This window comes from Rhizobium pisi (assembly GCF_003938655.1).
GTDB lineage: Bacteria > Pseudomonadota > Alphaproteobacteria > Rhizobiales > Rhizobiaceae > Rhizobium > Rhizobium pisi.
In genome coordinates, this window is the sequence record NZ_RJJT01000018.1 from 79,035 (window position 1) to 102,962 (window position 23,928).

The following is a 23,928-nucleotide window of genomic DNA, read 5'->3' on the forward strand; positions in this document are numbered from 1 at the left end:
TTGACCGCGCCGCGAATATCCGCTGATGCGCATCACTTCGTCCTGGCCACGAGCGTCCGGTGGAGAAATAGCCTCCGGGAAGACCTTGCCGAAGCCATTGCGCTGAAGCATCTTGGTGGCGTTCATAGCTCTGCGTCGCCAGAGCCATGAACCGGATATCCGCAACGTGCCTTGAAGGCACGATATCGACCGGATGCCGCAGAATCTTCGGGTGGGGAAAATGAAAACGGGTGAAGAAGAAGGCGCCTCGCGGCGGCCGATCGCGAGCCGGTCGTCGTCCTGGGCGATTGGCATGAGCGCGTGGCTGGCGCACAACGGTGCGACGCCGAACGGCATTTCGCTGCTCTCGGTCGTATTTGCCGGCATCGGCGCAGCGCTCATCCTGTTGACAGCACATCCGATCGCCATGGTCTGCGCCGCGATTTCAGTGCAGCTGCGGCTGGTCTGCAATCTGCTTGACGGAATGGTCGCAATCGAAGGCGGCAAGAAAACCAAGTGCGGGCCGATCTACAACGAGTTCCCCGACCGCATCGCCGACAGCCTGTTTCTCGTTGCGGCCGGTTATGCCTGCGGCCTTGGCTGGCTCGGCTGGCTGTCCGCACTGCTTGCCGCGCTCACCGCCTATATCAGGGTCTTCGGAGGATCGGTGGGCCTTCCCCAGGATTTCAGCGGCATCATGGCAAAGCAGCGCCGCATGGCGGTCTTGACGGCGGGCCTCCTCGCCCAGAGCCTGGAGACGCCGATATCGGCCAGCCGCTGGTCGCTGATCTTCGCCTCGGTCATCATCGCGGCCGGAAGCCTCGTCACCTGCATCACGCGCACGATCAGGCTCAACCGCTCCCTGGAGAGATCATGATCGCACTCATCCGTCGCCTTCTCGTGCTGTTCGTCCGTATCATGGTCGGCGCCCGAAGCGAGTGGCGAGGCTGCGCGCCCGACACTCGCCGCCGCATCTATTTCGCCAATCACAACAGCCATGTCGATACCGTCGCCGTCATGGCCGCCCTGCCATGGCCGGTGCGGCGGCTAACCCATCCGATCGCGGCGCGCGACTATTGGGGAACGAGCGCTTTTCGCCGCTTCATCGCGGAGAAAGGCCTGCGCGCCGTCCTGATAGACCGCAAGCCTCTGCCTGACAGCAACCCTCTGGAACCGCTCGAGCGCCTGCTCGAGGAGGGACGTTCGATCCTGATCTTTCCTGAGGGAACCAGAAGCGCCACCGATGAGATCGCCCCGTTCCGCAGCGGCATCTATCGCCTTGCCTGCCGTTTTCCTGATGTCGATCTCGTGCCGGTCCATCTCGACAATCTTCAGCGCATCCTGCCCAAGGGAAGCATGCTGATCGTTCCGATCACCTGCACGGCACGCTTCGGCACGCCGCTGCGCGTCGAACCGGGCGAGGGAAAGGACGCATTCCTGGCCCGCGCGCGCGCCGCGGTCATCGAGCTTGCGCCAGGGGGGCCTGCCGCATGACCAGCTTTTTCCCGCTCGTCCTTGCTGCGATCCTCGGCCTCCTTGCCGTCGCCTCGGCCATAGGTTTCATCCTGCAACGGCGCGCGACCGAGCCCGGCTCCGTCGCCACCGTCCACAACCTCAATGCCCGTATCCGCTCCTGGTGGATCATGGTCGCGGTGTTCGGCGGCGCGATCCTGCTTGGCGATACCGCAGTGGACATTCTGTTCGCACTTCTGTCGTTCATGGCGCTTCGCGAATTCTGGACGCTGACGCCGTCACGGCGCGGCGATCACCAGGCACTCTTCCTGTCCTTCTTCGTAGTGCTGCCGGTACAATATGTGCTGCTCGGAACGCAGTGGTACGGCCTGTTTTCAATCTTCATCCCGGTCTACGCCTTCCTGATCCTGCCGGCGGTGGCGACCTTGACGGGGGATGTCAACGAATTCCTGGCGCGCACCGCCAGGGTGCAATGGGGATTGATGCTGACGGTCTATTCGATCAGCCACGCGCCGGCACTCCTCATGCTGCAGACCGGCACGCCGTCCGCGCTTCTTCTCGTCTACCTCGTCATCGTCGTGCAGCTTAGCGACGTCTTCCAGTATGTCTGGGGCAAGCTCCTGGGAAAGCACCGCTTCTCGCCAAACATCAGCCCATCGAAGACGCTCGAAGGGCTGATCGGCGGCGGCGCCTCGGCCATCCTCGTGGGAACGCTGCTCTATCGCCTGACGCCGTTCTCACCCCTGCAGGCGGCGGCCGTCAGCACGGTCATCGTCGTCGCGGGCTTCTTCGGCGGCTTCGTGCTCTCGGCCATCAAGCGCGATCTCAATGCCAAGGACTGGGGCTACGTGATCGAAGGCCATGGCGGCGTGCTCGACCGCCTGGACTCCATCACTTTCGCAGCGCCGCTGTTCTTCCACATCGTCCGCTACTGGTTCACCAGCTGAGGATACGGCCGGCATGTCCCGGCCGTTCAAAACCGGTCGATATCCTCGAGGCTCTCGAACAGCCGGCGCTGAACGTCCCGTTCCTGCCGGCTGATCGCTGTCATCAACTTGCCCATCGTTCCCCGCAGGCCATGAAGCTGGTCAACCAGATCCATGACGACATCGACGCCGGCTTCGTTGACGCCCATATTGCCCATGAGATCCAGGATGAGCCGGGCGCGGGCGACGTCGGCGTCGCGAAACCTCCGTCCTCCGCTCGAGGTCTCCGGGATCAGCCAGCCCTGTTCGATCCACAAATCGAGCTGGACCACATCGATTTTCAAGTAAAGACGGAATTCGAGATCATCCATGATCAGGCCTCCATGTTCTTTCTCGGATCGTATGGATTCGCCGTCGTCCATTCCTTCACCATGTCCGTCAGCCGCTCGTCGGGAGTATCAGGCAGCACGATCTTCAGGGAGACGTAAACGTCGCCGTGCCCGCCACCCCGTTTGGCAACGCCCTTGCCTTTGAGGCGCAGCAACTTGCCGGTGTTGGAATGAGGAGGCAATGTCAGGCTGACAGGCCCGGAAGGCGTGGGCGCGCGAACCTTACCCCCAAGCACGGCCTCCGAGAGCGAAATCGGCAGTTCCAGGCGAATGTCGTCGCCGTCGCGCGTGAAGAAGCGGTGCGGACGCACATGGATGTCAATGAGGGCATCGCCTGCCGGCCCGCCTCCGATGCCCTGCTCGCCCTTGCCGCGCAGCCGCAAGGTCTGGCCGTCGCGGGTGCCCGGCGGAATCTGCACTTCGAGCGCGGGGCCATCGGGAAGCTTGATCTCCGTCCTGGTGCCGTTGACGGCTTCGAGAAAGCCGACCTCCATGGAGAAATGCCGGTCCTGTCCATGGCTGCGGGCCCGCCCGCCACCGGCGCGGCGCGAAAAGAAGTTCGCAAAGAGATCGTCGGCATCGCCAAAATCAGCGAAACCGGCGCTGTTGTGATAGGGATCTTCGGGACCTCTCGCCGAGGCATAGTCGCGGTAATAGTTGCGCTGCGCCCGCTCGGCGCCCGTCATATCGATCTCGCCGCGGTCAAAGCGGCCACGCTTTTCCTCGTCGCCCAAAATCTCGTAGGCGGTCGAAATTTCCTTGAACTTTTCCTCGGCCTTTTTGTCGCCGGGGTTAAGGTCGGGGTGAAGTTTCTTGGCAAGCTTGCGAAACGCGCCTTGAATATCTTTTTGCGTCGCGTCCCGTTTCACGCCCAGAAGCTCGTATGGATCCTGGCTCATGCACATCTCCGGTCAGGGCAGAAAATACTGCCGGTTATCTTGCTGGAGATATAGGTTCCCGGGCGGCCGCCGGGGAGGGGAGGCCGTGGAAGGTTAGAGCGGCGGCGTGTCTTCCTGCGCCTGGTTGGGACGCCGGTCGATGAGAACCGAGCATCCGGCATGACGCACGACCTTTTCGACGATCGAGGAGAAGACGTAGTCGGTGATGTCAGTCACGTGAGATGAAAGCAGGATGAGATCGGCCGACTTCTCCCTGGCAGCCGATACCAGCAGCGAGGCGGCAATGCCGATGCGGACCTCGACGGTCGCCGGCACGGCGAGCTCCTTGCAGAGCGACATGAGTTTCTTCTCCGCCTCGACGAGGGCGGTCGTTTCGAACTCCTCGGGAAGGTCGGTCAGATGGCGGCGCGGAATATTCTCGACGACGTGCATGACGATGATGCTGCCGCCGTCATCCACCAGCGCCGCAGCCCGTCGCAGGAGGCGGTTTGCCGTTTCGCGGGAACCCATGCCGATGGCGCAGATGATCGTCCGATACATGCAGTCAATACCTTCGAGTAGGAATGGCCTCGTCGATCATACCGATATCGACTGCGCCTGCTTTGACCGATATCAAGCAGAAACCTTGCGATATCGCAATGGCGCTCCCCTCAAAGGAGGAGCCGGCACCTGGTGTGCGGCCGGTCCAAGCCGCGCTTATATCTTCGCCGCGTCAGGCAGGCACCTTCCCGAAGAGAGCGCCTGGAGCGGCTGTTTTCTTCAGGTTTGCCAAGGCTGTGACGATTGCGTGAAACCGCTCGTAACTTGTGACAAAACCTCATCGGCTCTGCTATGTCAGGAAAAATGCGGCAACCCCAACCTGCGCCGCACTCTGTCTGACCAATCCCAGGAGTTTGAAAGATGAGCGGTTCTCCCGAGTATGTACCCCCGAAAGTCTGGACCTGGAACAAGGCGAATGGCGGTCAATTCGCCAACATCAACCGCCCGATCTCCGGGCCGACGCATGACAAGGAGCTTCCGATCGGCCGCCATCCGCTGCAGCTCTATTCGCTCGGCACGCCGAACGGCCAGAAGGTCACGATCATGCTCGAGGAACTGCTGGCGCTTGGCCATAGCGGCGCGGAGTACGATGCCTGGCTGATCAGGATCGGCGAGGGCGACCAGTTTGGCAGCGGGTTCGTCGCCGTCAACCCCAACTCCAAGATCCCGGCACTGATGGACCGCAGCGGTCAAAAGCCGATCCGCGTCTTCGAATCCGGCGCCATCCTCACCTATCTCGCCGAAAAGTTCGACGCCTTCCTGCCGACCGAGCCGAGCGAGCGCGCCGAATGCCTGTCATGGCTGTTCTGGCAGATGGGAAGCGCGCCCTATCTCGGCGGCGGCTTCGGCCATTTCTACGCCTATGCGCCTGTCAAGATCGAGTATGCGATCGACCGCTTCGCTATGGAAGTGAAGCGCCAGCTCGACGTGCTCGATCGCCGCCTCGCCGAAAGCGAGTATCTGGCAGGCAACCAGTACACGATCGCCGACATTGCCGTCTGGCCCTGGTATGGCGGCCTGGTGAAGGGCTGGACCTACGGCGCGGCCGAGTTTCTGCAGGTCGAGGACTATAAGAACGTGCTGCGCTGGGCCGACACCATCCTCAGCAGGCCGGCCGTGCAACGCGGGCGAATGGTCAATCGCCTCTCTGGCGATCCCGCGAGCCAGTTGCATGAACGTCACGACGCCAGCGACTTCGACACGAAGACGCAGGACAAGCTTGCGGCCGCCGAGTAAACAGCGGGAGCTACCAGTTTCGGCTCTCTCTGAAATGAATGATGCTCTGCCGCCTTAAAGGCGGCGGAGCATGGCGCCACTTCTTGCCGCGAGGACACCGCTTGCGGTAGTCTTCGTCCCATTCGAGAGCGAACGGAACGGACCGATGAACGACCATCCGCAGACGGGGAGCGCGAGAATCCTCGCGTCGAGCAGGGGGCGTGGCTGGCGCGGTCTGGAGGCTGAAATGTTGCGCATTCCGCCCGGCCGCACGCATATTTCGGGCACACCCTATCATCGCCTGGGAATCCATGTCGGTCGGCCAGTGCGGGCGCAATGCCGCTGCGACGGGCGGGAACATCGCCGCTTGCAGAAGCATGGCGATATCGACGTGGTGCCGGCCGGGCTCGATGGCGTCTGGGAGGATGACCGCGAGTGCATGATTCTGCGGCTGGCGATCAGCAAGGATCTCCTCCGCCAAGCCACCATAGACCTCGGTCGCGATCCCTCGGAAGCGGTCGTGCCGAGATTTCAGCTCCGCGATCCGCGGCTCGAGGCAATCGCATGGGCAGTGAAAGCCGAAATCGAAGCGGATGTGCCGTCCGACAATCTCTATGCTGATACGCTGGCGACGGCCCTCGCATTTCGCCTGATCGAGGCCGGCAACGGCACCTCTCGGCCAACGGATATCGGCAGGGCGCTCTCGTCGCGCCAGAAACGGCTGCTTGCCGACTATATCGAGGATAATCTCGACACGCCGCTTTCGCTTGCCGAACTGGCGGCTCTGGCCGGGCTCAGCCTTTCGCATCTGAAAACGCAGTTCCGCGAAAGTTTCAGCATGCCGCCGCATCAATATGTGCTGCACCGTCGGGTGACCCGCGCCGAGGCGCTGATCCGGAACTCCAGCATGCCACTCAGCCAGATCGCGCTCGAAGCCGGCTTTGCGCATCAAAGCCACATGGCAAACAGCATGAAACGGCTGCTCGGCATTAGCCCCGGCGCCATTACCCGCGCGCGCAATTGATGAATATTGGCCGATCCTGCAACGGATCGGCCGAATGCGCAGGCAATACTCCTGGCGCCAGCGCATTCTCCTCCGACTGCGAACAGACGAAGGAATGATCATGTTTGTCATCTTCGGCGCCACCGGCAAGGTCGGCAAGGCAACGGTAACAAAACTTCGGGCCGAGGGCGTTCCCGTCAGGGCGGCGCTCCGCGACCCCGCCAAGGCAGCACCCCTTGCAGCGATCGGATGCGAGATCGCCATTGCGGAGATCGGCGATGTCGATGCCATGGCCGACGCCATGAGGGACGCGACGGCCGTTCAGCTCATCTGCCCCATCGACCCACGCGCGGCGGATGCCGGCGGCCACATGCTGCAATCGATCGAGCGGATGGCGGAAGCGATCGATGCTGCCCGGCCGCCACGCGTCCTGGCGATCTCGGATTACGGCGCCCATCTTGCGATCGATACCGGCATTACCAGCATGTTCCGCGCGATGGAGGGGCGGTTCCAGCAGTGCAGCGCGGGTATGATCTTCCTGCGTTCGGCCGAACATATGGAAAACTGGGCACGCTACCTGAAGATCGCCGGTGAGACCGGCGTGATGCCGAGCATGCACCTGCCGCTGATACGACCCTTCCCGACCGTCTCCGCTGCCGATATCGGCGGCATGGCCGCCGAACTTTTGCTGGCCGACGAGGGTCACGGCCCTTCGCCGCGGATCGTCCATGGCGAGGGGCCGCGCGAATACACGGCGGTGGAGATCGCGGTAGCCTTGGGGCAGTTGTTGACCCGAAGCGTCGTCGCACGCGAACTGCCGCGCGCCGACTGGCAGGCAACGCTTATGCGCGCAGGGCTTTCGGAAAGTTATGCCGATCTGATCGTCAGGCTCAACGATGTGCACAACAAAGGCATGATAGGAGCCGAAGCCGGCGTCGGCGAATTGCGCCATGGCCGCACCGATATTTCCGCCGCCCTTGAGCGATTTCGTCCTTGAGCCCAGCGGGGGCGTCCCGTGACGTTTCGCGTAAGCGCATTGCGCGATGATAGAGCCTCTACCGGCGAACCAGCCATTTCTTGGCAACACGGCAAGCCATCGTATAAGCCGGGTCGAAGACGTTGCCGACGTCGTAACGCACGACCTGACCCAGCAGATGGCTGGCCGCCGTCCTGTCCAGGCCGTAGTCCGACGCCAGCCAGCTCAACATCTCACTGGTGGCATGCTGGAGCGCCTGATCGAGGGGGCGGGCATTGCCGATGGTGAAGATGTCTTCGGCGGTTTCCCCGCGCGGCCAGACCAGCCCGGCCTTCTTTTCCACGGTCAGCCGCACCGTGACTTCGAACGTCGTTTCGATGCCGGTTCCGACGATCTCGCCATCCCCTTGCACGGCATGGCAGTCGCCGAGGAAAAAACGGGCGCCAGGGGCAGCGACCGGGAACCGGACCGTAGTCCCCGGACCGAACAACCGGTAATCCATGTTGCCGCCATATTCGCCGCTGGTCGCAGTCGATATCGCCTGGCCGAGACTGGGCGCCACGCCAAAACAGCCGATCATCGGGGCGAGGGGAAGGACGAAATCTTCAAGGCCGACGACCGGCTCGGAAAGCCGGACTGTCATTGCCTCGCGGTCGATGGCCCAGATCGCCATATCGCCCGGCGGCAGGTCACGAACCGTCTCGGGATCGACGACATTGGCCGCGACGACACTGCGGGTAAATCCCGTATCCCTGGTCGGGATCATGCTGACGATCTCAACCTTGAGCGCATCTCCGGGTTCCGCGCCCTCGACGAAGATCGGGCCGTTCATCGGGTTTGGGCCGGATGCTCGCTTGATGCCGTCCCTGTCGTACCCGATGGCATCGAGCGTCTGCGTGACGACGGTGTCGCCGTCGGCGACGTGCAGTGCCGGCGCAAGAGTGCCGATGACATTGTGATAGACCGTCGGAATGAAGCGGTGGGTGGTCATGATACAGCTCTGCCTCGTTTCGCATCTCATTGGCCCGCGGCCGAACGCCCGGCGGAGCGTTGGAGAATAGATCAGAGATCGTTTGGGATGCCAACATCCGTAGCCCGCTCCGAATTGCTGTCGGCTATCAATTCGACGCGGCGCGGCAAGAGGCGCGGGCAGGCTACGATTACGACTCGTCACGCTGGGCGCGCAGATTGGCAACGACGCGCCGGTTCTGCACTTTGCAGGAGCGCTCCGTGCAGTCGCGAACTTCACGGTCGTTGCCGTAACCCCTGGCCCACATGCGCCTTGCATCTACGCCCTTCGAGGCGAGATAGGCCATCGTCGCATCGGCGCGCTGCTGCGACAGCGTTTTCATCTTGGACTCGGACCCGGAATCGTCGGCAAATCCCTGCAGCTTGATCAGCCAGCTCGGGTTCCTGTTGAGCCAGGCGGCCTGATTATCCAATGTCGCCATGGCGACGGAATCAAGCTTGGCGGAGTCCTGTGCGAAATAGATCCGCCTGCCGACGTTGAGGATAAAATCCTCTTCGCTGCCGGTCTTGACGCTCTCGAAACCAGGCGCGGGATCGTTGGTCTGGCCAGTCATCGGCGCGGCGGGAGGTTCCTCTACGGAAGCGACATCGGTGGTGGTGCAGGCGGTGAGCGCCAAAAGCATGGCCGCAGCGAGGAGGCGGCTCTTGTATCCGGTCGAAGCAGGCATCAGGGCATATTCCTTATTCGACCGCGTTTACTTCTGTGACTGGAGGCGCCTGGTCGGCAATATGCGGCAGAACCTGCACGGCGGTGCCGATCGGGCAACGCTGATAAAGATCGATGGCGTCCTCGTTGAACATGCGGATACAGCCGCTGGAGGCATCCTTGCCAATGCTCCAGGGCTCCAGCGTGCCATGGAAACGATAGCCGGTGTCGACACCGTCGCGATGCAGATACATGGCTCGGGGGCCAAGTGGATTCTTGGGTGAACCTCCCGCCACGGACTCTGGCAGTTCGGGATGGCGCTTGCGCATCTCCGGCGGCGGTGTCCAGAGCGGCCAAAGCGATTTAGCGTCGATCGTGGCGCGGCCAAACCACTTGAAGCCATCGCGGCCGACGCCGACGCCGTAGCGAATGGCTGTCTTGTTCTCCATGATCAGGTACAGGAAATGATGCCTGGTATCGACGACGACGGTGCCGATCGGCTCACTGCTGAAATATTTGACGACCTGGCGGTGCCACTGCTTGTCGATCTTGGCGAAGTTCGTCGCTCGAAACGTCACGCCGTTGTCGACGGCGGTGCCGGCAAAATAGGAAGACGCCTGCGCGTATACCGGCTTCTGGAAAGCGCCAGCGCCAAGTAACGCCAAACCGCCAAGCAAAATATTCCTGCGGGTCCACTCCATCGGCAATATCCCCCAAAGCCAAGCAGCGAAATGGCAGTAAAACAGATTTTTCAATTGCCACAACAGAAAATTCCCCGGCACCGGTCCTTTTGCGGGACTGATGAGCAAAGAGCATCCTACTGGCTATCGGGCGGCCGCCTCGCGAATGCCGGCGCGGATACGGTTGATGATCGTCCACACGAGAAGTAGAGCCGCCACTGCCCAAAGCCACGAAGTCCATGCTGCAAATGGACCACCCGCCGCGACAAAGATACCGAGCGCGCCGAAGAGCACCGCACGGTCGCTCTTGCCCAATGGCCCGTCGTAGCGCCGGCTTGCGCCGACCGCCTGACCCAGAATGCCGGCAAATTCCGTCAGTGCCGAGAGGAATATGACGGCCATTGCCGGCAGCAAGCCATTCGGATCGATGAGCGCAAACGGCAGATACAGGGCGACATCCGACACGACGTCACCGATTTCGTTCAGATACGCGCCTAAAATGCTCTTCTGCCCATGTTCGCGGGCAAGCATGCCGTCGATGGCATTGAGGCCCATGCGCAGCAGAAACCACACGGGCACCAGCAGGAACCAATGCGGAAGCGGGGCGACGCTCAGAAAAAGGCCCAATGCAATCGAGACGACAGCGGAAACTGAAGTCACCTGATTGGCGGTGACGCCCCGTGCCGCAAGGGCGCGCACAAGAGGACGAAGAATATTCTGAAATCGGGACTTCAATTGATAGACAGACATGCTACCTCAGTGGAATTTCGTGGCATCGGAAAAGTCTATCCCGGCTCGGGCGGTGCAGATCGTCGTACTCTTGAGGAAGGCCACACTTCATACCGTCTCTCGCAAAGGGCTTACATTTGCGACTAGACTTTTGCAATGAAGACAAATCACTGTTCCGCCAATGGTTGCAACCCACCCACCAGTCAGAATTGGAGAAGACCGTGCTGCAGACTGCCGATAGTGTGCAACCGCCCTCGACGGCCAGACCAATGCGTGAATCCGAATTCGAGTCGCATGACGGCACCCGACTGTTTTATCGGACGTGGCCTTCGACGGGCGTCGCACCGAAGGGCGCAATCATTCTTCTCCATCGCGGGCACGAGCATAGCGGCCGCGTCGCCCATCTCGCCACCGAGCTCGGCCTCGATGATTTTTCCTTCTACGCCTGGGATGCACGCGGCCACGGGCGTTCACCGGGAGAGCGCGGCTATTCGCCATCCTTTGCTGCCTCGGCGCATGATCTCGATTGCTTTGTCCGCCATGTCAGCGAGACAAGCGGTATCTCAGTCGAAGACATCGCCGTCATTGCGCAGAGCGTCGGCGCGGTCCTCGCCACCACCTGGGTGCACGACTATGCACCGCCGATCCGTGCGCTCGTGCTTGCCTCACCGGCCTTCAGCGTCAAGCTCTACGTGCCTTTTGCCAAAGAAGGCATTGCGCTCTGGGAAAAGCTCAAGGGAACGTTCTTCGTCAATTCCTATGTCAAGGCAAAGTTCTTGACGCATGACCCCGAGCGCATCGCCTCCTACGAATCCGACCCATTGATATCTAGGCCGATTGCCTCCAACATCCTGGTGCAGCTCTATGAGGCGGCAGCCCGCGTCGTCGGCGACGCCCGCGCCATCACCGTTCCGACCCAGCTGCTGATCTCCGGCAGAGACTGGGTGGTGCGACACGCACCGCAGCACCGGTTTTACGAAAACCTCGGCAGCCGCATCAAGGAACGGCATGTGCTTGCCGGCTTCTACCATGACACGCTTGGCGAAAAGGACCGTGCGATTGCGCTCGCCGAGGTCCGCCGTTTTATCGAGGCGCGTTTCGCCGAGCCCCGGGCACCTGCCGACCTTCGCACCGCCCATATCCAGGGCTACACCAAGGACGAAGCCGACCGGCTCGCGAGCCCGCTTGATGCCGCATCCCCACGGGGCATCTACTGGGTGCTCAGCCGCCTCAACATCAAGATCGGCGCCTTGGTGTCCGAAGGCATAAAGACCGGGGTCAAGACCGGTTTTGATTCGGGTTCGACGCTCGATTACGTCTACGAGAACAAGCCGCGCGGGCTCGGTCCCGGCGGGCGCATGATCGACAAGGTGTTCCTCGAGGCGATCGGCTGGCGCGGCATCAGGCAGCGCAAGCTGCACTTGCAGGAGCTGATCGACCGCGCGCTGCAGCGCCTGAAAGTAGCCGGCCGCAGTACCAATATGCTCGACATAGCGGCCGGGCACGGCCGTTATGTCCTTGATGCCATCGAAATGGCTGCCGTGCGTCCCGACAGTGCACGTTTGCAGGACTATTCCTCCATCAACGTCGACGCCGGCCGCAAGAGCATTGCCACACGTGGACTGAGTGATTTCGTGAGCTTCCGCCAACAGGATGCCTTTGACGGCGAGGGGCTGGCTGCAATCACGCCGGCTCCGGATCTCGCGATCGTCTCCGGCCTTTACGAGTTGTTTTCCGACAATGCGATGATCGCCGCCTCGCTCAACGGGATCGCCCGCGCGATGCGGCCGGGTGGTCTGCTTGTCTACACCAACCAGCCATGGCATCCGCAACTGGAGATGATCGCCCGCGCACTGACCTCCCACCGCGGCGGCGAGGCGTGGGTGATGCGGCGGCGGACGCAAGAGGAAATGGACCAGCTGGTCGCCGCAGCCGGTTTTCGCAAGATCGAACAGCGCATCGACCAGTGGGGCATTTTCACTGTCTCGCTGGCCGAGAGAGTCTGAGGGCAAAGCGTGGAGAAGGTACGTTCAACTTTTTCCCAGTCCGCGCTGGTCCCGAAGCGGGCGGCACTCTGGCTCGCCTTCCTGGCGCCGTTCTTCTATCTGAGCTATGGCGGCGCCAATTGGCTGGCATCGCAACGCGCTCATGTACCGAACGTCGCCTTCGCATGGGAAAGCGCCATTCCGTTCCTCGGATGGACTATCATTCCCTATTGGTCGATCAATCTGTTCTATGCGCTCTGCCTGTTCATCAACACGACACCGCGCGATGTGGATATGCTCGCGAGGCGTTACCTGACGATCCAGATAATAGCCGTCGCCTGCTTTATCGCATTTCCGCTCGAAGCGACCTTCGTGCGGCCGGCAACGAGCGGCTTGCCCGGTTTCATGTTCGCCGTCCTCGGTGGCTTCGATAAGCCGTTCAATCAAGCGCCGTCGCTCCATATCGCGCTCCTGGTGGTGATCTGGGATCATCTGCGCGGCCGGCTGCCGCGGAAGGTGCGGCTTCTCTGGCACCTCTGGTGCTTCCTGATCGGTGCCTCCGTGCTGACCACGTGGCAGCACCACGTCATCGACATACCGACCGGCATGCTGCTGGGTCTGTTTGCCGTCTGGCTTTTTCCGCGCCATGCCGGTTCGCCTCTGGCGGCCTTTGCAATGGGCGACGATCCAAAGTCGCGCCGTCTCGGCATCTATTATCTGTGCGGTGCCGTCGCATTTCTCGGCCTTGCGGCGCTCTGCACTCCTCTCTCGCCAGCAGCGCTTCTATTGCTCTGGCCGGCTGTTGCCCTGGCGATCGTCGCAGTCGGATATTTCGGCGCCGGCCCGCGGATATTTCAGAAACGCGTCGATGGCCGGGCGACACTTGCCAGTCGCTGGCTACTGGCACCCTACCGGCTCGGCGCTTTTATCAACATTCGGCTCTGGACCTGGAGAATGCCGGAATCCGTGGTAATCGCTGACGGCGTCCATCTCGGTCGTTTTCCGCGTCGCCACGAGGCCAACCGTTTTGCCACGGTGATCGACATTACCGGCGAACTTCAGCGCCCGAGCGGGACGCTCGCGCGCTGGTGCAGCTTTCCCACCCTTGATCTTACAGCCCTCGACAAGATCCAGACGCTTGCCGCGGCGAACCTCCTCGAGGCTGTCCGCCAGCAGGGACCGGTCCTCGTCTGCTGTGCGCTCGGCTTCCAGCGGAGCGCCGGCGTCATCGTGCGTTGGCTGCTCATCAGCCGACGTTGCGACGATGCTGCCGAAGCGCTGCGACTGATCGAACGGGCGGGGTGGCGCGTTCATCTGCCCGTGGAAAGTCTCCATGCCGTGACGGAGGGCCTGCGATGACGCAGTGGAAGATGACAGCCTCGGCCGCCGCGCGAAATCTCGGTCGCAATTCAATCTTCTCCGGGCTGACAGCGCTGCTCCCACTGATTGTCGGCCCGATCATCATAGGATATCGAGGCTTCGCTCCATCGTTCGGCTGGCTCTTGATGCTAGTTTTCTTCGTGATAGTCCTTGCGCTGGCTGTCCATCTCCTCTTCGATGCGCTGCTGTTTCGCCTCGCGTCGAGCCACGAGACGGAGACCGCCGGTCTTGCCGCCGTCGACGACCTGTTGTTCCGTATGCAGCTTCGCAAGCCTGACAGGACGCCGCCTGGCCTTGAGAGGCGTATTGCCGGATCGCGCCGCATCGTCTGGCAGCAGCGTATTGTGCTCGCCATCTATCTCGTGATTTTCGCGATCCTTCTGCTCGATGTGACCGACGGCCAGCCGCTATGCTGAATCGCAGGCCGTTGATGCAAGCGCTTGCCGGCGCGTGTCTGGCAGGTCTTGCCAGCACCATCACGGATGTCATCCCGATCTGGCGCAGACCAGCGACTTCGCTGCGCCGGCGGCGCGCATGCGACGCGACAGGCCGAGGCGCTGGTTTATTCCAACCGGGCCTGGCACGCGCTGGGTCCGGTGGTCGACGCCGCCTCGGCGCCGGTGCTGTTGTGGCCGGACGATTCTGCGACCTTCTGAGAAAAATGCCGGCGAATGCCCGCCGGCTTCCCCGCTACATGCCCCAGATCACGGACTGTTCGTGGCGCTTGATCAGATGCCTCAGATTCTCGAAACTCTTGCGAAGATGGGCCGAGAACGCCTCGATGGCGGGTGCCCCGGGATCGCCCGAGCGCCGGAGCAGGCCGAGCGCCCGCTCCGGGTGGGGGATTTCGACCGGCAGCGCGGTGATTGCCCTATCGTTGCGATAGGCGAAGACGACGCTATGCGGCAGGATCGTCAATGCATCGCTTTCCTTCATGTAGTTGATCGCGCTCGTCAGCGAACCACCCGCATAGCGGATCTTGGTCTCGGTGGCGCCGAGCGAGAGAACCAGGCTGCGCAGATCGGCGAGCAATGGACTGCCGGGCGGCGGCGCTATCCAGGGAAAGTCGAGCAGTTCAGGACCCGCAAGCTTGCGCTTGAGCAGCAGCGGATGCGTGACGCGGCAGGCCACGACATTGCGGCCCGGCAACAGTTCCTGGAAATGCATGCCGGAGCCCTCTTCGAGTATGTCGATCGGGCAGATGGCGAGATCGATCCGGTCCGCGACGATGGCGGCGCGCAGTTCGGAAAGATAGCCGTAGCTCTGCTCGACGCGGACGTCGGGAAAGGAATTCTGGAAGCCTGCGACCATGCCAGCAATCAGAGCATCCATGAAGAAAGGCGTGCCGCCGATGCGCACCAGCCCGGTGCGACCATGGCGAAAGCCTTCCACAAGGGTCGATGCCTTGCGGGCAGAGGTCAATATGGCCTGGCCGTGATCGGCCAGCGCCCGGCCGAGCGGCGTGGGTTGCAGCGGCCGTCTGCCCTTGAGGAAAAGCGGCTCGCCCAGACGCTTTTCCAGCATCGCAAGCGTGCGCGACACAGCCGGTTGGCTGAGCCCGAGCATGGTCGCCCCCTCAGTCACTCCGCCTGCCTGGACGACCGCTGCGAGCTGCGCAAGATGCCTTTCATCGATCTTCATAACAATAACGAATATAAATCGCCGAAAAAATTATCAAGCACTCTATTTCGGCCTGTTAGGTTCTCGTCATTGGAGGAGTCATGCCAGACATATCGTTCAGTGAGCGCAACTCTGCGCAGCGTGTCGCCGAGCGGCTCGACAAGCACACCGCGGGACCGCTGCAAGCGTTCATGGTTCCTTTCATAGAGCATCTGCACAAGCTCGTTCGGGAGACCCGTCCGTCGCAAGCCGACTGGCGGCGGGCAATGGAATTCCTGACCGATGTCGGCCATGCCAGCGACGGCCGCCGGCAGGAATGGGTGCTGCTCTCCGACCTGCTCGGCGTCACCGCACTCGTCGAGGAAATAAACACGAACCGGCCGAAGGGCGCGACGCCCAATACGGTGCGCGGCCCCTTCTATCGGGCCGATGCGCCACGGCTGGCGCTCGATGCCAACATATCGCTCGACGGCGTCGGCCCGACGCTTGCCGTCAGCGGCCATGTGCAGGATCTCGACGGCAAGCCGATCGCCGGCGCCACGGTCGAGACCTGGCAGGCCAATAGCGAAGGCTTCTACGAAAACCAGCAGCCGGACCAGCAGCCGGAATTCAACCTTCGCGGCATCTTCACCACCGACGACCAGGGTTGCTTCCGCTACAAGACCGTGCGTCCGGGCGGCTATGCCGTGCCCGGCGACGGCCCGGTCGGGCAGATGCTGGGAGGACTGGGCTTTGCCATGCGCCGTCCGGCACATCTCCATTTCCTGATCAAGGCCGATGGCTTTGAGACGATCAGCACGCATGTCTATGACGGCAGCGATCCGCATCTCGGCCAGGACGCCTTGTTCGGCGTGAAGGACGAACTCATCGGGGAATTCAAACCGACCGGGAAGGGGGATGCGTCGACGCTCGACTTCACCTTCGCCATGGCCAGGGCGAAGAAGGGACGAGGGACGACATGACCCTATCCTTCACCTATCAGGGCAGCGCAGCGCGCATCGTCTTCGGCAACGGGACGAGTGGCGATGTTGGCAAATGGGTGGAGGCCCTGGAATGCCGCCGCGCGCTTGTGCTGTCGACGCCGCACCAGGCATCCGATGCGCAAGCCATGTCGAAGCGGCTCGGAAATCTCTCGGTCGGCACCTTCACCGAGGCGACCATGCATACGCCGGTCGACGTCACCGAACGCGCCGTCGCACGCGCGGCCGAGCTCGGCGCGGATTGTGTCGTCTCGCTCGGCGGCGGCTCGACGACCGGGCTTGGAAAGGCCATGGCCTATCGCACCGATATCCAGCAGATCGTCGTTGCCACGACCTATGCCGGCTCCGAAGTCACGCCGATCCTCGGCCAGACGGAGAACGGCGCCAAGACCACGCTGCGCAGCCCGAAGGTCACGCCCGAAGTCGTGATCTATGATCCGCAACTCACGCTCGGCCTGCCGGTCGGCATGAGCATCACCAGCGGCCTGAATGCGATTGCGCATGCCGCCGAAGGGCTCTACGCGCCCGATCGCAATCCCATGACGACGATGATGAGCATCGATGGCATGCGCGCGCTCAAGGACGCGTTGCCCGTCCTTATCGACAGTCCGCACGACGGCGCCGCACGTGAAAAGGCGCTTTACGGCGCATGGCTCTGCGGGACCGTTCTCGGCCAGATTTCGATGTCGCTGCATCACAAGATCTGCCACACTTTGGGCGGCAGTTTCGACACGCCGCATGCCGAAACCCATTCGGTGATGCTGCCGCATACAATCGGATTCAATGCGTCGGCCGTACCGGACCTGATGACGCCGATCTCCGACATTTTCGGTGACGCGACGCCCGGACAGGCACTTTACGACTTCGCCAAATCCATCGGCTCGCCGATGGCGCTGAGCGATTTCGGCCTCAGCGAGGCCGATCTCGACCGGGCGGCCGACATCGCGACCAAGAACCCCTATTCCAATCCGCGAACGATCGACCGGACGGCGATCCGCGCACTGTTACAGGACGCCTGGAGCGGAACACGACCGCCATATTGAATTCTTTTGGGAGGAGGAATGAATATGATTACGAGACGTGACTTGCTGAAGTCCGCCGCCGCCACGGGTGCATTGGCGGCGACATCCGGCCTCGCCATGCCGGCGGTCGCCCAGGGCGCCCCAATCAAGCTCGGTTATATCAGCCCGCAGACCGGCCCACTCGCCGCTTTCGCCGAGGCGGACAAGTTCATCATCGATGGTTTCATGGCCGCCGCCAAGGCGGCCGGCCTGAATTACGAAGTCGTGGTGAAGGACAGTCAGTCCAATCCGAACCGCGCCGCCGAAGTTGCCAAGGAACTGATCGTCAGCGACGAGGTCAATCTCGTCCTCGTGGCATCGACGCCGGAAACGACCAATCCGGTGGCCACGACCTGCGAGGCGGAAGAGGTGCCCTGCATTTCGACGGCAGCCCCCTGGCAGCCCTGGTTCATCGGCCAGCAGGCAAATCCGGGCGATCCGGGATCGTGGAAACCGTTCAACAGCGCCTTCCACTTTTTCTGGGGACTTGAGGACGTCATTGCGGTCTATACCAATATGTGGGGCCAGCTCGAGACCAACAAGAAGGTCGGCGGCCTGTTTCCAAATGACGGCGATGGTAATGCCTGGGGCGACAAGGTCGTCGGCTTCCCGCCGGTTCTGGAGAAGCTCGGCTATACGCTCAAGGATCCGGGCCGATACCAGAATCTGACCGACGACTTTTCCGCCCAGATCAACGCCTTCAAGTCCGACGGCAGCGACATCATCACCGGCGTGATGATCCCTCCGGATTTCACCACATTCTGGAATCAGGCGCAGCAGCAGAGTTTCAAGCCCAAGGTCGCTTCCATCGGCAAGGCGATCCTGTTCCCGCAGGCGGTCGAGGCGCTCGGCAAGAACGGGCATAACCTTTCCTGCGAAGTCTGGTGGTCGGCGAGCCATCCGTTCAAGTCGTCGCTGACCGGCCAGAGTGCCGGTGAGCTCGCTGAAGGCTTCACCAAGGTCACCGGCCGGCCCTGGACCCAGCCCATCGGTTTCGTCCATGCGCTGTTCGAGGTCGCCGTCGACGTGATGAAGCGTGCCGGCGCGACCGACAGCAAAGCGGTTATCGCCGCCATCGCCGCCTCGAACATCGAAACGATCGTCGGCAAGGTGGCTTGGGACGGTGCCAATGTGCCGCCCTTTGCCGCCAGGAACATCGCCAAGACGCCGCTGGTCGGCGGTCAGTGGCGCCTCAAGGACGGCGGCGGCTACGACCTTGTCATCGTCGACAATCAGACCGCGCCGAACATTCCGACGGGCGGCAAGATGGAAGCTATCGGCTGAGCCATGCCCATACTCGCCCTCGACCAGGTATCGAAAAGCTTCGGCGCCCTGAAGGTCGCCGACCAGATTTCGTTTGCGCTGGAAAAGGGCGAGGCGCTCGGCGTGATCGGGCCAAACGGCGCCGGCAAGTCGACGCTATTCAACCTCATCACCGGCAATATCCGCGTCGATGCCGGCACCATCCGGCTCGACGGCAACGACATGACGCGACAGCCGCCGATGGCGCGCTGCCTCGCCGGGATCGGCAGGACGTTCCAGATCCCGCAGCCCTTCGAAAAGCTGACAGTATTCGAGAACCTGCTGGTTGCCGGCGCCTTCGGATCGCGCAAGGTCGAACGAGAGGTCGGCGACCGCTGTGCCGACATCCTTGTCGAGACCGGGCTTTATTCCAAGGCGAACCAGCTGGCCGGAAGCCTGGGGCTCCTTCAGCGCAAGCGCCTCGAACTGGCCCGCGCGCTTGCGACGGACCCGAAGATCCTGCTGCTTGACGAAATTGCCGGTGGGTTAACGGAAGGAGAATGCCAGGAACTGGTGGAAACGATCCGCGACATCCATGGGCGCGGTGTTTCCATCATCTGGGTCGAGCATGTGCTGCATGCCCTGAATTCGGTCGTCAGCCGGCTCATCGTCCTGCACTTCGGTCGGGTGATCGGGGACGGTGATCCCGACACGATCATGGCTTCAAAGGACGTGCGCGAAATTTATCTCGGGATCGATGTCTGATGGCGCTGCTCGAGACACATGGTCTGACGGCCTTCTATGGCGACTTCCAGGCGCTGTTCGGCGTCGATATCACCTTGAATGAAAGCGAGACGGTCGCCGTGATCGGCGCCAATGGCGCGGGCAAATCGACCCTGCTGCGATCGATCTCCGGCCTGATCCGCAATGTGCCCGGACATATTCGGTTCGACGGCGGGGAGATCGGCGCGCTGGCCGCTCCGGATGTCCTGCAACTCGGCATCACCATGGTGCCGGAAGGCCGTCGGCTCTTTCCTTCCCTCTCCGTCGAGGAGAACCTGTTGATCGGCAAATACGGCCGGGTTGGCAACGGTGCGTGGTCGCTCGACACCATCTACGATCTTTTTCCGGTGCTGAAGGAGCACCGCCACCGTCCCGGCACGGCGCTGTCGGGCGGACAACAGCAGATGGTCGCGATCGGCCGCGCGCTGATCTCCAATCCGCGTGTGCTGCTCTGCGACGAAGTGAGCCTCGGCCTCGCCCCCGTGGTCGTCAGGGACATCTACGCGGCCTTTCCGAAAATTCGCGCGACGGGCGCATCGATCGTCATCATCGAACAGGACATCGGCCAGGCGCTGAAAGTGGCCGACCGGGTCTACTGCATGATGGAGGGAAGGGTGACGCTGACAGGCGCACCGACAACGCTGAGCCGCGAGGATATCCACGCCGCCTATTTCGGAGCGCATGCGCGATGAGCTGGCTCGACACGATCATTCAGGGGATATTGCTCGGCGGCCTTTACGCACTCTTCGCGGCGGGTCTCAGCCTCGTCTTCGGCATCATGCGGCTGGTCAATCTCGCCCATGGCGATCTGATCGTGCTGGCCGCCTTTCTGGTCCTGCTGCTGGTCTCGGCGCTCGGTCTCAATCCATTCGCCGCCGCCGCGGTCGCGCTGCCCGTGATGTTCGCACTCGGCTGGGCACTGCAATTCCTTGTGCTCAACCGGACGCTTGGCAACGATATACTTCCGCCCCTGCTCGTGACCTTCGGCCTTTCGGTCGTGATCCAGAACGGCCTGCTCGAGGGCTTTTCGGCCGACAGCCGCAGGATTTCGGTGGGCGCCTTGGAAACGGCATCGCTGAAGATCGGTCCCGTCAGCATCGGCGCCATGCCGCTGCTCACCTTCTTGTCGGCGGTGGGCGTCATCGTCGCGCTCAACCTCGTCTTCTACCGCACCCCGCTCGGCCGTGCCTTCCGCGCCACCTCGGACGACAGCGCCACGGCGGGCCTGATGGGCATTCGCGCCGAGCGCATATTCGCCACGGCCACCGGGCTTGCCATGATGGTGGTGACGATCGCAGCACTCTATCTCGGCACACGCGCCAATTTCGATCCGACCATGGGACCAGCACGGTTGATCTACGCCTTCGAGGCCGTGATCATCGGCGGGCTCGGCTCCTTCTGGGGGACGCTGGCCGGTGGCATCATCATAGGTGTGGCGCAGACCGTGGGCGCCGCGATCAATCCGGAATGGCAGATCCTCGCGGGCCATATTGCCTTCTTGCTGGTGCTGGTAGTCAGGCCGCGCGGCCTTTTCCCACGGGCGGTGGATTGATATGAGCGATCACCTTTCCCCCTCTTGGACCATCTCGACTCGCACGGGACGCTCCTCCGCATCCATGCTGGTGATCCTCATCTTGGTGGTGCTGGCCATCGCCGCGCCGCTCTTCGTCTCGCGCTCGGTCGTCCAGGACCTGTTCTTCATCATGACCATGCTGGTGCTGACGCAGTGCTGGAACCTACTCGCCGGCTATGCCGGCCTGGTCTCCGTCGGCCAGCAGGCCTTTGTCGGCTTTGGTGCCTATGCGATGTTTGCCGGCGTCAGCCTGCTCGGAATGGATCCGATGGCGGCCATCATGCTCGGCGGGCTTGCGGCGCTGGCGCTGTCGGTGCCCACGGCCTTCTTCGTCTTCCGCCTGCAAGGCGCCTATTTCGCCATCGGCACCTGGGTCATCGCCGAGATCGTGCGGCTGTCGCTCGCGCAGTGGAAAGCGCTGGGTGGCGGAACCGGCACGTCGCTGCCGTCAGGCGCAACCCGCGACATGCTCGGCGTGCGCTTCGTCGCGGACCTGCTCGGCGTGCGTGGGCCGCAGGCCACCGATATCATTTGCTACTGGCTGGCGTTACTTTTGGCCGTGGTCACCATCGGTTCGATCTACAAGCTGCTTCGCTCGAAGCAGGGCCTGGGGCTCGCCGCGGTGCGCGACAACCGCGAGGCCGCGCGCTCGGTCGGTGTCGATCCACTCTTGACGAAGTCCTTCGTCTATCTGGTCGCGGCACTGGCGACAGGCCTTACCGGCGCGCTGATCTATGTGCAGAAGGCGCGCATCTCGCCGGATGCCGCCTTCTCCGTTCCGGACTGGACGGCCTATGTGATCTTCATCGTGGTGATCGGCGGCATCGGCACGATCGAGGGGCCGATCATCGGCGTGATCGTGTTCTACATCCTGCGGAGCCTGCTGGCCGACTACGGTTCCTGGTATCTGCTGATTCTCGGCTTGATCGGCATCCTGATCATGCTGTTTGCGCCGCGCGGCCTCTGGGGCCTGTTCACGGACCACACCGGATTCCAGCTCTTTCCCGTCCGCCGTATCCTGGCGGGCCAGCCCAAAACCAAAGACATCAGAGGGAGTGACTGATGGCCGACATTGAAACCGACGTCCTGATCATTGGAACCGGCCCGGCGGGCTCGGCGACCGCGGCACTGCTTGCGACTTACGGCGTCGAGAACATGGCGATCAACCGTTATCGCTGGCTGGCCAATACGCCGCGCGCCCACATCACCAACCAGCGCACCATGGAAGTGCTGCGCGATCTCGGTCAGGAGGTCGAGGCGGAGGCCTACCTCCATTGCAGCCCGCAGGACATCATGGGCGAGAACGTGTTCTGCACCGCGCTCGCCGGCGAGGAACTCGGCCGTCTCAAGACCTGGGGCACCCATCCGAAGTCCAAGGCCGAGCATCTGCTCTCCTCGCCCGCTGAAATGAACGACCTGCCGCAAACCTTCATGGAGCCGCTGCTGTTCAAGACGGCATGCGCGCGGGGGACGCAGGCGCGGATGTCCACCGAATATGTGAGCCACGTGCAGGATGCCGATGGCGTGACGACCACCTGCCGGGACCGCCTGACCGGCAAGGACATCACCATCCGCTCGAAGTACCTGGTCGGCGCTGACGGCGGCAATTCGCTGGTGGCGCAGCATCTCGGCCTGCCTTTCGAGGGCAAAATGGGCGTGGCCGGTTCGATGAACATCCTGTTCAAGGCTGATCTCACCCGCTACGTCGCCCACCGCCCGTCGGTCCTCTACTGGGTGCTGCAGCCGGGCTCGAATGTCGGCGGCATCGGCATGGGGCTGGTGCGCATGATCCGGCCATGGAACGAGTGGCTGATCAACTGGGGCTATGACATCAGCCAGGGTGTGCCGGAAGTCGACAACGCCTTTGCCGAGGGCGTGGCCCGAGACCTGATCGGCGATCCCGATATCGACATCGAGATCACCTCGGTCTCCACGTGGACGGTCAACAACTGTTACGCCACGAGCACCCAAATGGGCCGCGTCTTCTGCATGGGCGATGCGATCCACCGCCATCCGCCGTCGAACGGGCTTGGTTCCAACACCTCGATCCAGGACGCCTTCAACCTCGCCTGGAAGCTCGCCATGGTCATCAAGGGCCATGCCGGCGCCGGCCTGCTCGAAACCTATACCGAGGAGCGCGCGCCGATCGCAAAGCAGATCGTCACACGCGCCAACCAGTCGATCGAGGAGTTCGGCCCGATCTTCGGCGCGCTCGGCCTGCTCGATTCCATCGACCCGGTGAAGATGCAGGAAAACATGGATCGTCGCTGCGATGACAGCACGGTCGCCGAGAACCAGCGCGCGGCGCTGCGCGAGGCGATCGCCTTCAAGGTCTATGAATTCGACGCCCATGGCGTAGAGATGAACCACCGCTACAAATCCTCAGCGGTCGCAGCCGACGGTCAGCCCGAGCCCCCATTCACCCGCAATCAGGAACTGCATTTCGAGCAGACGACCTGGCCCGGCGCGCGCCTGCCGCATGCCTGGCTGTTCGGCGAGGGTAACCGGAAGGCCTCAACGCTCGATCTCTGCGGTCACGGCAAGTTCACCCTCCTGACCGGTATCGGCGGCCGGGCCTGGGTCGATGCAGCAGAAGTCCTGTCGGCGGAACTCGGCCTGCCGCTCGCAACCCATATCATCGGGCCACGACAAACATGGCAGGATCACTATGGCGACTGGGCGCGTGCCCGCGAGGTGGGCGATGCCGGCGCCGTCCTGGTGCGGCCGGACCACCACGTCGTATGGCGCTGCGAACGGCTGGCCGTTGACCCAGCAGCCGAGTTGCGCCGCGTTTTGACAACAATTCTGGATCGGTGAGGC

26 protein-coding genes are annotated in these 23,928 nt (G+C 62.6%); 18 read left to right on the plus strand and 8 right to left on the minus strand.

The features are described 5' to 3' along the window. Positions 1-220: 220 nt before the first annotated feature. Genes EFD55_RS23520 through EFD55_RS23530 form a run of 3 tightly spaced genes read left to right on the plus strand, consistent with a single transcriptional unit; the run spans position 221 to position 2,399 of the window. A complete protein-coding gene (locus EFD55_RS23520; RefSeq protein WP_125847923.1) occupies positions 221-856 on the plus strand; it encodes a CDP-alcohol phosphatidyltransferase family protein in 636 nt (211 codons plus the stop codon). Next, a complete protein-coding gene (locus tag EFD55_RS23525; protein ID WP_125847925.1) occupies positions 853-1,473 on the plus strand; it encodes a lysophospholipid acyltransferase family protein in 621 nt (206 codons plus the stop codon). The genes EFD55_RS23520 and EFD55_RS23525 overlap by 4 nt, the downstream gene beginning before the upstream one ends. Then, positions 1,470-2,399 (plus strand): phosphatidate cytidylyltransferase, encoded by a 930-nt coding sequence (locus tag EFD55_RS23530; protein ID WP_125847927.1) that lies wholly within the window; start codon positions 1,470-1,472, stop codon positions 2,397-2,399. Before EFD55_RS23525 ends, EFD55_RS23530 begins: the two co-directional genes overlap by 4 nt. Positions 2,400-2,425: 26 nt before the next feature. Here the strand turns inward: EFD55_RS23530 and EFD55_RS23535 are convergent, their stop codons facing one another. The 3 genes from EFD55_RS23535 to EFD55_RS23545 all read right to left on the minus strand — a co-directional run bounded on the left by EFD55_RS23535 (position 2,426) and on the right by EFD55_RS23545 (position 4,206). After that, positions 2,426-2,749: a chaperone modulator CbpM gene (locus EFD55_RS23535; RefSeq protein ID WP_125847929.1), complete on the minus strand. Its 324-nt coding sequence runs from the start codon at positions 2,747-2,749 to the stop codon at positions 2,426-2,428. Positions 2,750-2,751: 2 nt separating this feature from the next. Then, positions 2,752-3,666: a DnaJ C-terminal domain-containing protein gene (locus EFD55_RS23540; RefSeq protein ID WP_125847931.1), complete on the minus strand. Its 915-nt coding sequence runs from the start codon at positions 3,664-3,666 to the stop codon at positions 2,752-2,754. A gap of 93 nt (positions 3,667-3,759) precedes the next feature. Further along, positions 3,760-4,206: a universal stress protein gene (locus tag EFD55_RS23545; protein ID WP_125847933.1), complete on the minus strand. Its 447-nt coding sequence runs from the start codon at positions 4,204-4,206 to the stop codon at positions 3,760-3,762. Positions 4,207-4,566: 360 nt separating this feature from the next. On the opposite strand from EFD55_RS23545, the gene yghU reads away from it, so the two are divergent. The 3 genes from yghU to EFD55_RS23560 all read left to right on the plus strand — a co-directional run bounded on the left by yghU (position 4,567) and on the right by EFD55_RS23560 (position 7,421). Further along, positions 4,567-5,442 carry a glutathione-dependent disulfide-bond oxidoreductase gene (gene yghU / locus EFD55_RS23550; RefSeq protein ID WP_125847935.1) on the plus strand — a complete coding sequence of 292 codons (876 nt, stop codon included), beginning with the start codon at positions 4,567-4,569 and terminating at the stop codon, positions 5,440-5,442. Positions 5,443-5,587: 145 nt separating this feature from the next. Then, positions 5,588-6,445, plus strand: coding sequence for a helix-turn-helix transcriptional regulator (locus EFD55_RS23555; protein WP_125848015.1), 858 nt, complete (start codon positions 5,588-5,590; stop codon positions 6,443-6,445). 94 nt (positions 6,446-6,539) lie between these two features. Further along, positions 6,540-7,421, plus strand: coding sequence for an NAD(P)H-binding protein (locus EFD55_RS23560; RefSeq protein WP_125847937.1), 882 nt, complete (start codon positions 6,540-6,542; stop codon positions 7,419-7,421). A 58-nt stretch (positions 7,422-7,479) separates the two neighbouring features. Here EFD55_RS23560 and EFD55_RS23565 read toward each other — a convergent pair whose 3' ends face one another. From EFD55_RS23565 to EFD55_RS23580, 4 genes are all read right to left on the minus strand, one after another. Next, on the minus strand, positions 7,480-8,391 hold the full coding sequence (locus tag EFD55_RS23565; RefSeq protein ID WP_125847940.1) for an acetamidase/formamidase family protein: 912 nt from the start codon (positions 8,389-8,391) through the stop codon (positions 7,480-7,482). A gap of 169 nt (positions 8,392-8,560) precedes the next feature. Next, complete coding sequence (locus EFD55_RS23570) at positions 8,561-9,097, minus strand: OmpA family protein (RefSeq protein ID WP_125847942.1); 537 nt, start codon at positions 9,095-9,097, stop codon at positions 8,561-8,563. A 13-nt stretch (positions 9,098-9,110) separates the two neighbouring features. Beyond that, complete coding sequence (locus EFD55_RS23575) at positions 9,111-9,776, minus strand: L,D-transpeptidase (RefSeq protein WP_125848017.1); 666 nt, start codon at positions 9,774-9,776, stop codon at positions 9,111-9,113. A 123-nt stretch (positions 9,777-9,899) separates the two neighbouring features. Then, a complete protein-coding gene (locus tag EFD55_RS23580) occupies positions 9,900-10,505 on the minus strand; it encodes a CDP-alcohol phosphatidyltransferase family protein (protein WP_125847944.1) in 606 nt (201 codons plus the stop codon). A gap of 200 nt (positions 10,506-10,705) precedes the next feature. On the opposite strand from EFD55_RS23580, the gene EFD55_RS23585 reads away from it, so the two are divergent. The 4 genes from EFD55_RS23585 (at position 10,706) to EFD55_RS33275 (ending at position 14,505) form a co-directional block, all read left to right on the plus strand. Beyond that, positions 10,706-12,490: a bifunctional alpha/beta hydrolase/class I SAM-dependent methyltransferase gene (locus EFD55_RS23585; protein WP_125847946.1), complete on the plus strand. Its 1,785-nt coding sequence runs from the start codon at positions 10,706-10,708 to the stop codon at positions 12,488-12,490. A 9-nt stretch (positions 12,491-12,499) separates the two neighbouring features. Next, positions 12,500-13,828 carry a phosphatase PAP2/dual specificity phosphatase family protein gene (locus EFD55_RS23590; RefSeq protein ID WP_125847948.1) on the plus strand — a complete coding sequence of 443 codons (1,329 nt, stop codon included), beginning with the start codon at positions 12,500-12,502 and terminating at the stop codon, positions 13,826-13,828. Beyond that, entirely contained in the window at positions 13,825-14,265 is a 441-nt protein-coding gene (locus tag EFD55_RS23595; RefSeq protein WP_125847950.1) for a hypothetical protein, read from the plus strand. Before EFD55_RS23590 ends, EFD55_RS23595 begins: the two co-directional genes overlap by 4 nt. Positions 14,266-14,331: 66 nt before the next feature. Next, positions 14,332-14,505 carry a hypothetical protein gene (locus EFD55_RS33275; protein ID WP_165504862.1) on the plus strand — a complete coding sequence of 58 codons (174 nt, stop codon included), beginning with the start codon at positions 14,332-14,334 and terminating at the stop codon, positions 14,503-14,505. 34 nt (positions 14,506-14,539) lie between these two features. Here EFD55_RS33275 and EFD55_RS23600 read toward each other — a convergent pair whose 3' ends face one another. Continuing rightward, positions 14,540-15,490, minus strand: a complete 951-nt coding sequence (locus EFD55_RS23600; RefSeq protein ID WP_125847952.1) for a LysR family transcriptional regulator — start codon at positions 15,488-15,490, stop codon at positions 14,540-14,542. 80 nt (positions 15,491-15,570) lie between these two features. Between EFD55_RS23600 and EFD55_RS23605 the strand changes: the two genes are divergently transcribed. From EFD55_RS23605 to EFD55_RS23640, 8 genes are read left to right on the plus strand one after another with little or no spacing between them, the layout of a single operon-like run. Further along, positions 15,571-16,431, plus strand: coding sequence for a dioxygenase family protein (locus tag EFD55_RS23605; RefSeq protein ID WP_125847954.1), 861 nt, complete (start codon positions 15,571-15,573; stop codon positions 16,429-16,431). Further along, positions 16,428-17,492: a maleylacetate reductase gene (locus EFD55_RS23610; protein WP_125847956.1), complete on the plus strand. Its 1,065-nt coding sequence runs from the start codon at positions 16,428-16,430 to the stop codon at positions 17,490-17,492. Before EFD55_RS23605 ends, EFD55_RS23610 begins: the two co-directional genes overlap by 4 nt. 24 nt (positions 17,493-17,516) lie before the next feature. After that, on the plus strand, positions 17,517-18,794 hold the full coding sequence (locus EFD55_RS23615; protein WP_125847958.1) for an ABC transporter substrate-binding protein: 1,278 nt from the start codon (positions 17,517-17,519) through the stop codon (positions 18,792-18,794). A gap of 3 nt (positions 18,795-18,797) precedes the next feature. Continuing rightward, positions 18,798-19,517 (plus strand): ABC transporter ATP-binding protein, encoded by a 720-nt coding sequence (locus EFD55_RS23620; protein ID WP_125847960.1) that lies wholly within the window; start codon positions 18,798-18,800, stop codon positions 19,515-19,517. After that, positions 19,517-20,227, plus strand: a complete 711-nt coding sequence (locus EFD55_RS23625) for an ABC transporter ATP-binding protein (RefSeq protein WP_125847962.1) — start codon at positions 19,517-19,519, stop codon at positions 20,225-20,227. Before EFD55_RS23620 ends, EFD55_RS23625 begins: the two co-directional genes overlap by 1 nt. Further along, a complete protein-coding gene (locus EFD55_RS23630) occupies positions 20,224-21,087 on the plus strand; it encodes a branched-chain amino acid ABC transporter permease (protein WP_125847964.1) in 864 nt (287 codons plus the stop codon). The genes EFD55_RS23625 and EFD55_RS23630 overlap by 4 nt, the downstream gene beginning before the upstream one ends. 1 nt (position 21,088) lies before the next feature. Beyond that, positions 21,089-22,171 carry a branched-chain amino acid ABC transporter permease gene (locus EFD55_RS23635; protein WP_125847966.1) on the plus strand — a complete coding sequence of 361 codons (1,083 nt, stop codon included), beginning with the start codon at positions 21,089-21,091 and terminating at the stop codon, positions 22,169-22,171. Further along, positions 22,171-23,925: an FAD-dependent oxidoreductase gene (locus tag EFD55_RS23640; protein ID WP_125847968.1), complete on the plus strand. Its 1,755-nt coding sequence runs from the start codon at positions 22,171-22,173 to the stop codon at positions 23,923-23,925. The genes EFD55_RS23635 and EFD55_RS23640 overlap by 1 nt, the downstream gene beginning before the upstream one ends. The last annotated feature ends 3 nt before the right edge of the window (positions 23,926-23,928 follow it).

Coding starts and splice junctions, on each gene's coding strand:
- EFD55_RS23560 (WP_125847937.1), top strand. CDS start 6,540: ATGATCATGTTTGTCATCTTCGGCGCCACCGGCAAGGTCGGCAAGGCA.
- EFD55_RS23525 (WP_125847925.1), top strand. CDS start 853: ATGATCGCACTCATCCGTCGCCTTCTCGTGCTGTTCGTCCGTATCATG.
- EFD55_RS33275 (WP_165504862.1), top strand. CDS start 14,332: ATGTCATCCCGATCTGGCGCAGACCAGCGACTTCGCTGCGCCGGCGGC.
- EFD55_RS23580 (WP_125847944.1), bottom strand. CDS start 10,505: ATGTCTGTCTATCAATTGAAGTCCCGATTTCAGAATATTCTTCGTCCT.
- EFD55_RS23630 (WP_125847964.1), top strand. CDS start 20,224: ATGAGCTGGCTCGACACGATCATTCAGGGGATATTGCTCGGCGGCCTT.
- EFD55_RS23565 (WP_125847940.1), bottom strand. CDS start 8,391: ATGACCACCCACCGCTTCATTCCGACGGTCTATCACAATGTCATCGGC.
- EFD55_RS23520 (WP_125847923.1), top strand. CDS start 221: ATGAAAACGGGTGAAGAAGAAGGCGCCTCGCGGCGGCCGATCGCGAGC.
- EFD55_RS23545 (WP_125847933.1), bottom strand. CDS start 4,206: ATGTATCGGACGATCATCTGCGCCATCGGCATGGGTTCCCGCGAAACG.
- EFD55_RS23610 (WP_125847956.1), top strand. CDS start 16,428: ATGACCCTATCCTTCACCTATCAGGGCAGCGCAGCGCGCATCGTCTTC.
- EFD55_RS23530 (WP_125847927.1), top strand. CDS start 1,470: ATGACCAGCTTTTTCCCGCTCGTCCTTGCTGCGATCCTCGGCCTCCTT.
- EFD55_RS23575 (WP_125848017.1), bottom strand. CDS start 9,776: ATGGAGTGGACCCGCAGGAATATTTTGCTTGGCGGTTTGGCGTTACTT.
- EFD55_RS23540 (WP_125847931.1), bottom strand. CDS start 3,666: ATGAGCCAGGATCCATACGAGCTTCTGGGCGTGAAACGGGACGCGACG.
- yghU (WP_125847935.1), top strand. CDS start 4,567: ATGAGCGGTTCTCCCGAGTATGTACCCCCGAAAGTCTGGACCTGGAAC.
- EFD55_RS23570 (WP_125847942.1), bottom strand. CDS start 9,097: ATGCCTGCTTCGACCGGATACAAGAGCCGCCTCCTCGCTGCGGCCATG.
- EFD55_RS23605 (WP_125847954.1), top strand. CDS start 15,571: ATGCCAGACATATCGTTCAGTGAGCGCAACTCTGCGCAGCGTGTCGCC.
- EFD55_RS23640 (WP_125847968.1), top strand. CDS start 22,171: ATGGCCGACATTGAAACCGACGTCCTGATCATTGGAACCGGCCCGGCG.
- EFD55_RS23625 (WP_125847962.1), top strand. CDS start 19,517: ATGGCGCTGCTCGAGACACATGGTCTGACGGCCTTCTATGGCGACTTC.
- EFD55_RS23615 (WP_125847958.1), top strand. CDS start 17,517: ATGATTACGAGACGTGACTTGCTGAAGTCCGCCGCCGCCACGGGTGCA.
- EFD55_RS23555 (WP_125848015.1), top strand. CDS start 5,588: ATGAACGACCATCCGCAGACGGGGAGCGCGAGAATCCTCGCGTCGAGC.
- EFD55_RS23535 (WP_125847929.1), bottom strand. CDS start 2,749: ATGGATGATCTCGAATTCCGTCTTTACTTGAAAATCGATGTGGTCCAG.
- EFD55_RS23635 (WP_125847966.1), top strand. CDS start 21,089: ATGAGCGATCACCTTTCCCCCTCTTGGACCATCTCGACTCGCACGGGA.
- EFD55_RS23600 (WP_125847952.1), bottom strand. CDS start 15,490: ATGAAGATCGATGAAAGGCATCTTGCGCAGCTCGCAGCGGTCGTCCAG.
- EFD55_RS23620 (WP_125847960.1), top strand. CDS start 18,798: ATGCCCATACTCGCCCTCGACCAGGTATCGAAAAGCTTCGGCGCCCTG.
- EFD55_RS23595 (WP_125847950.1), top strand. CDS start 13,825: ATGACGCAGTGGAAGATGACAGCCTCGGCCGCCGCGCGAAATCTCGGT.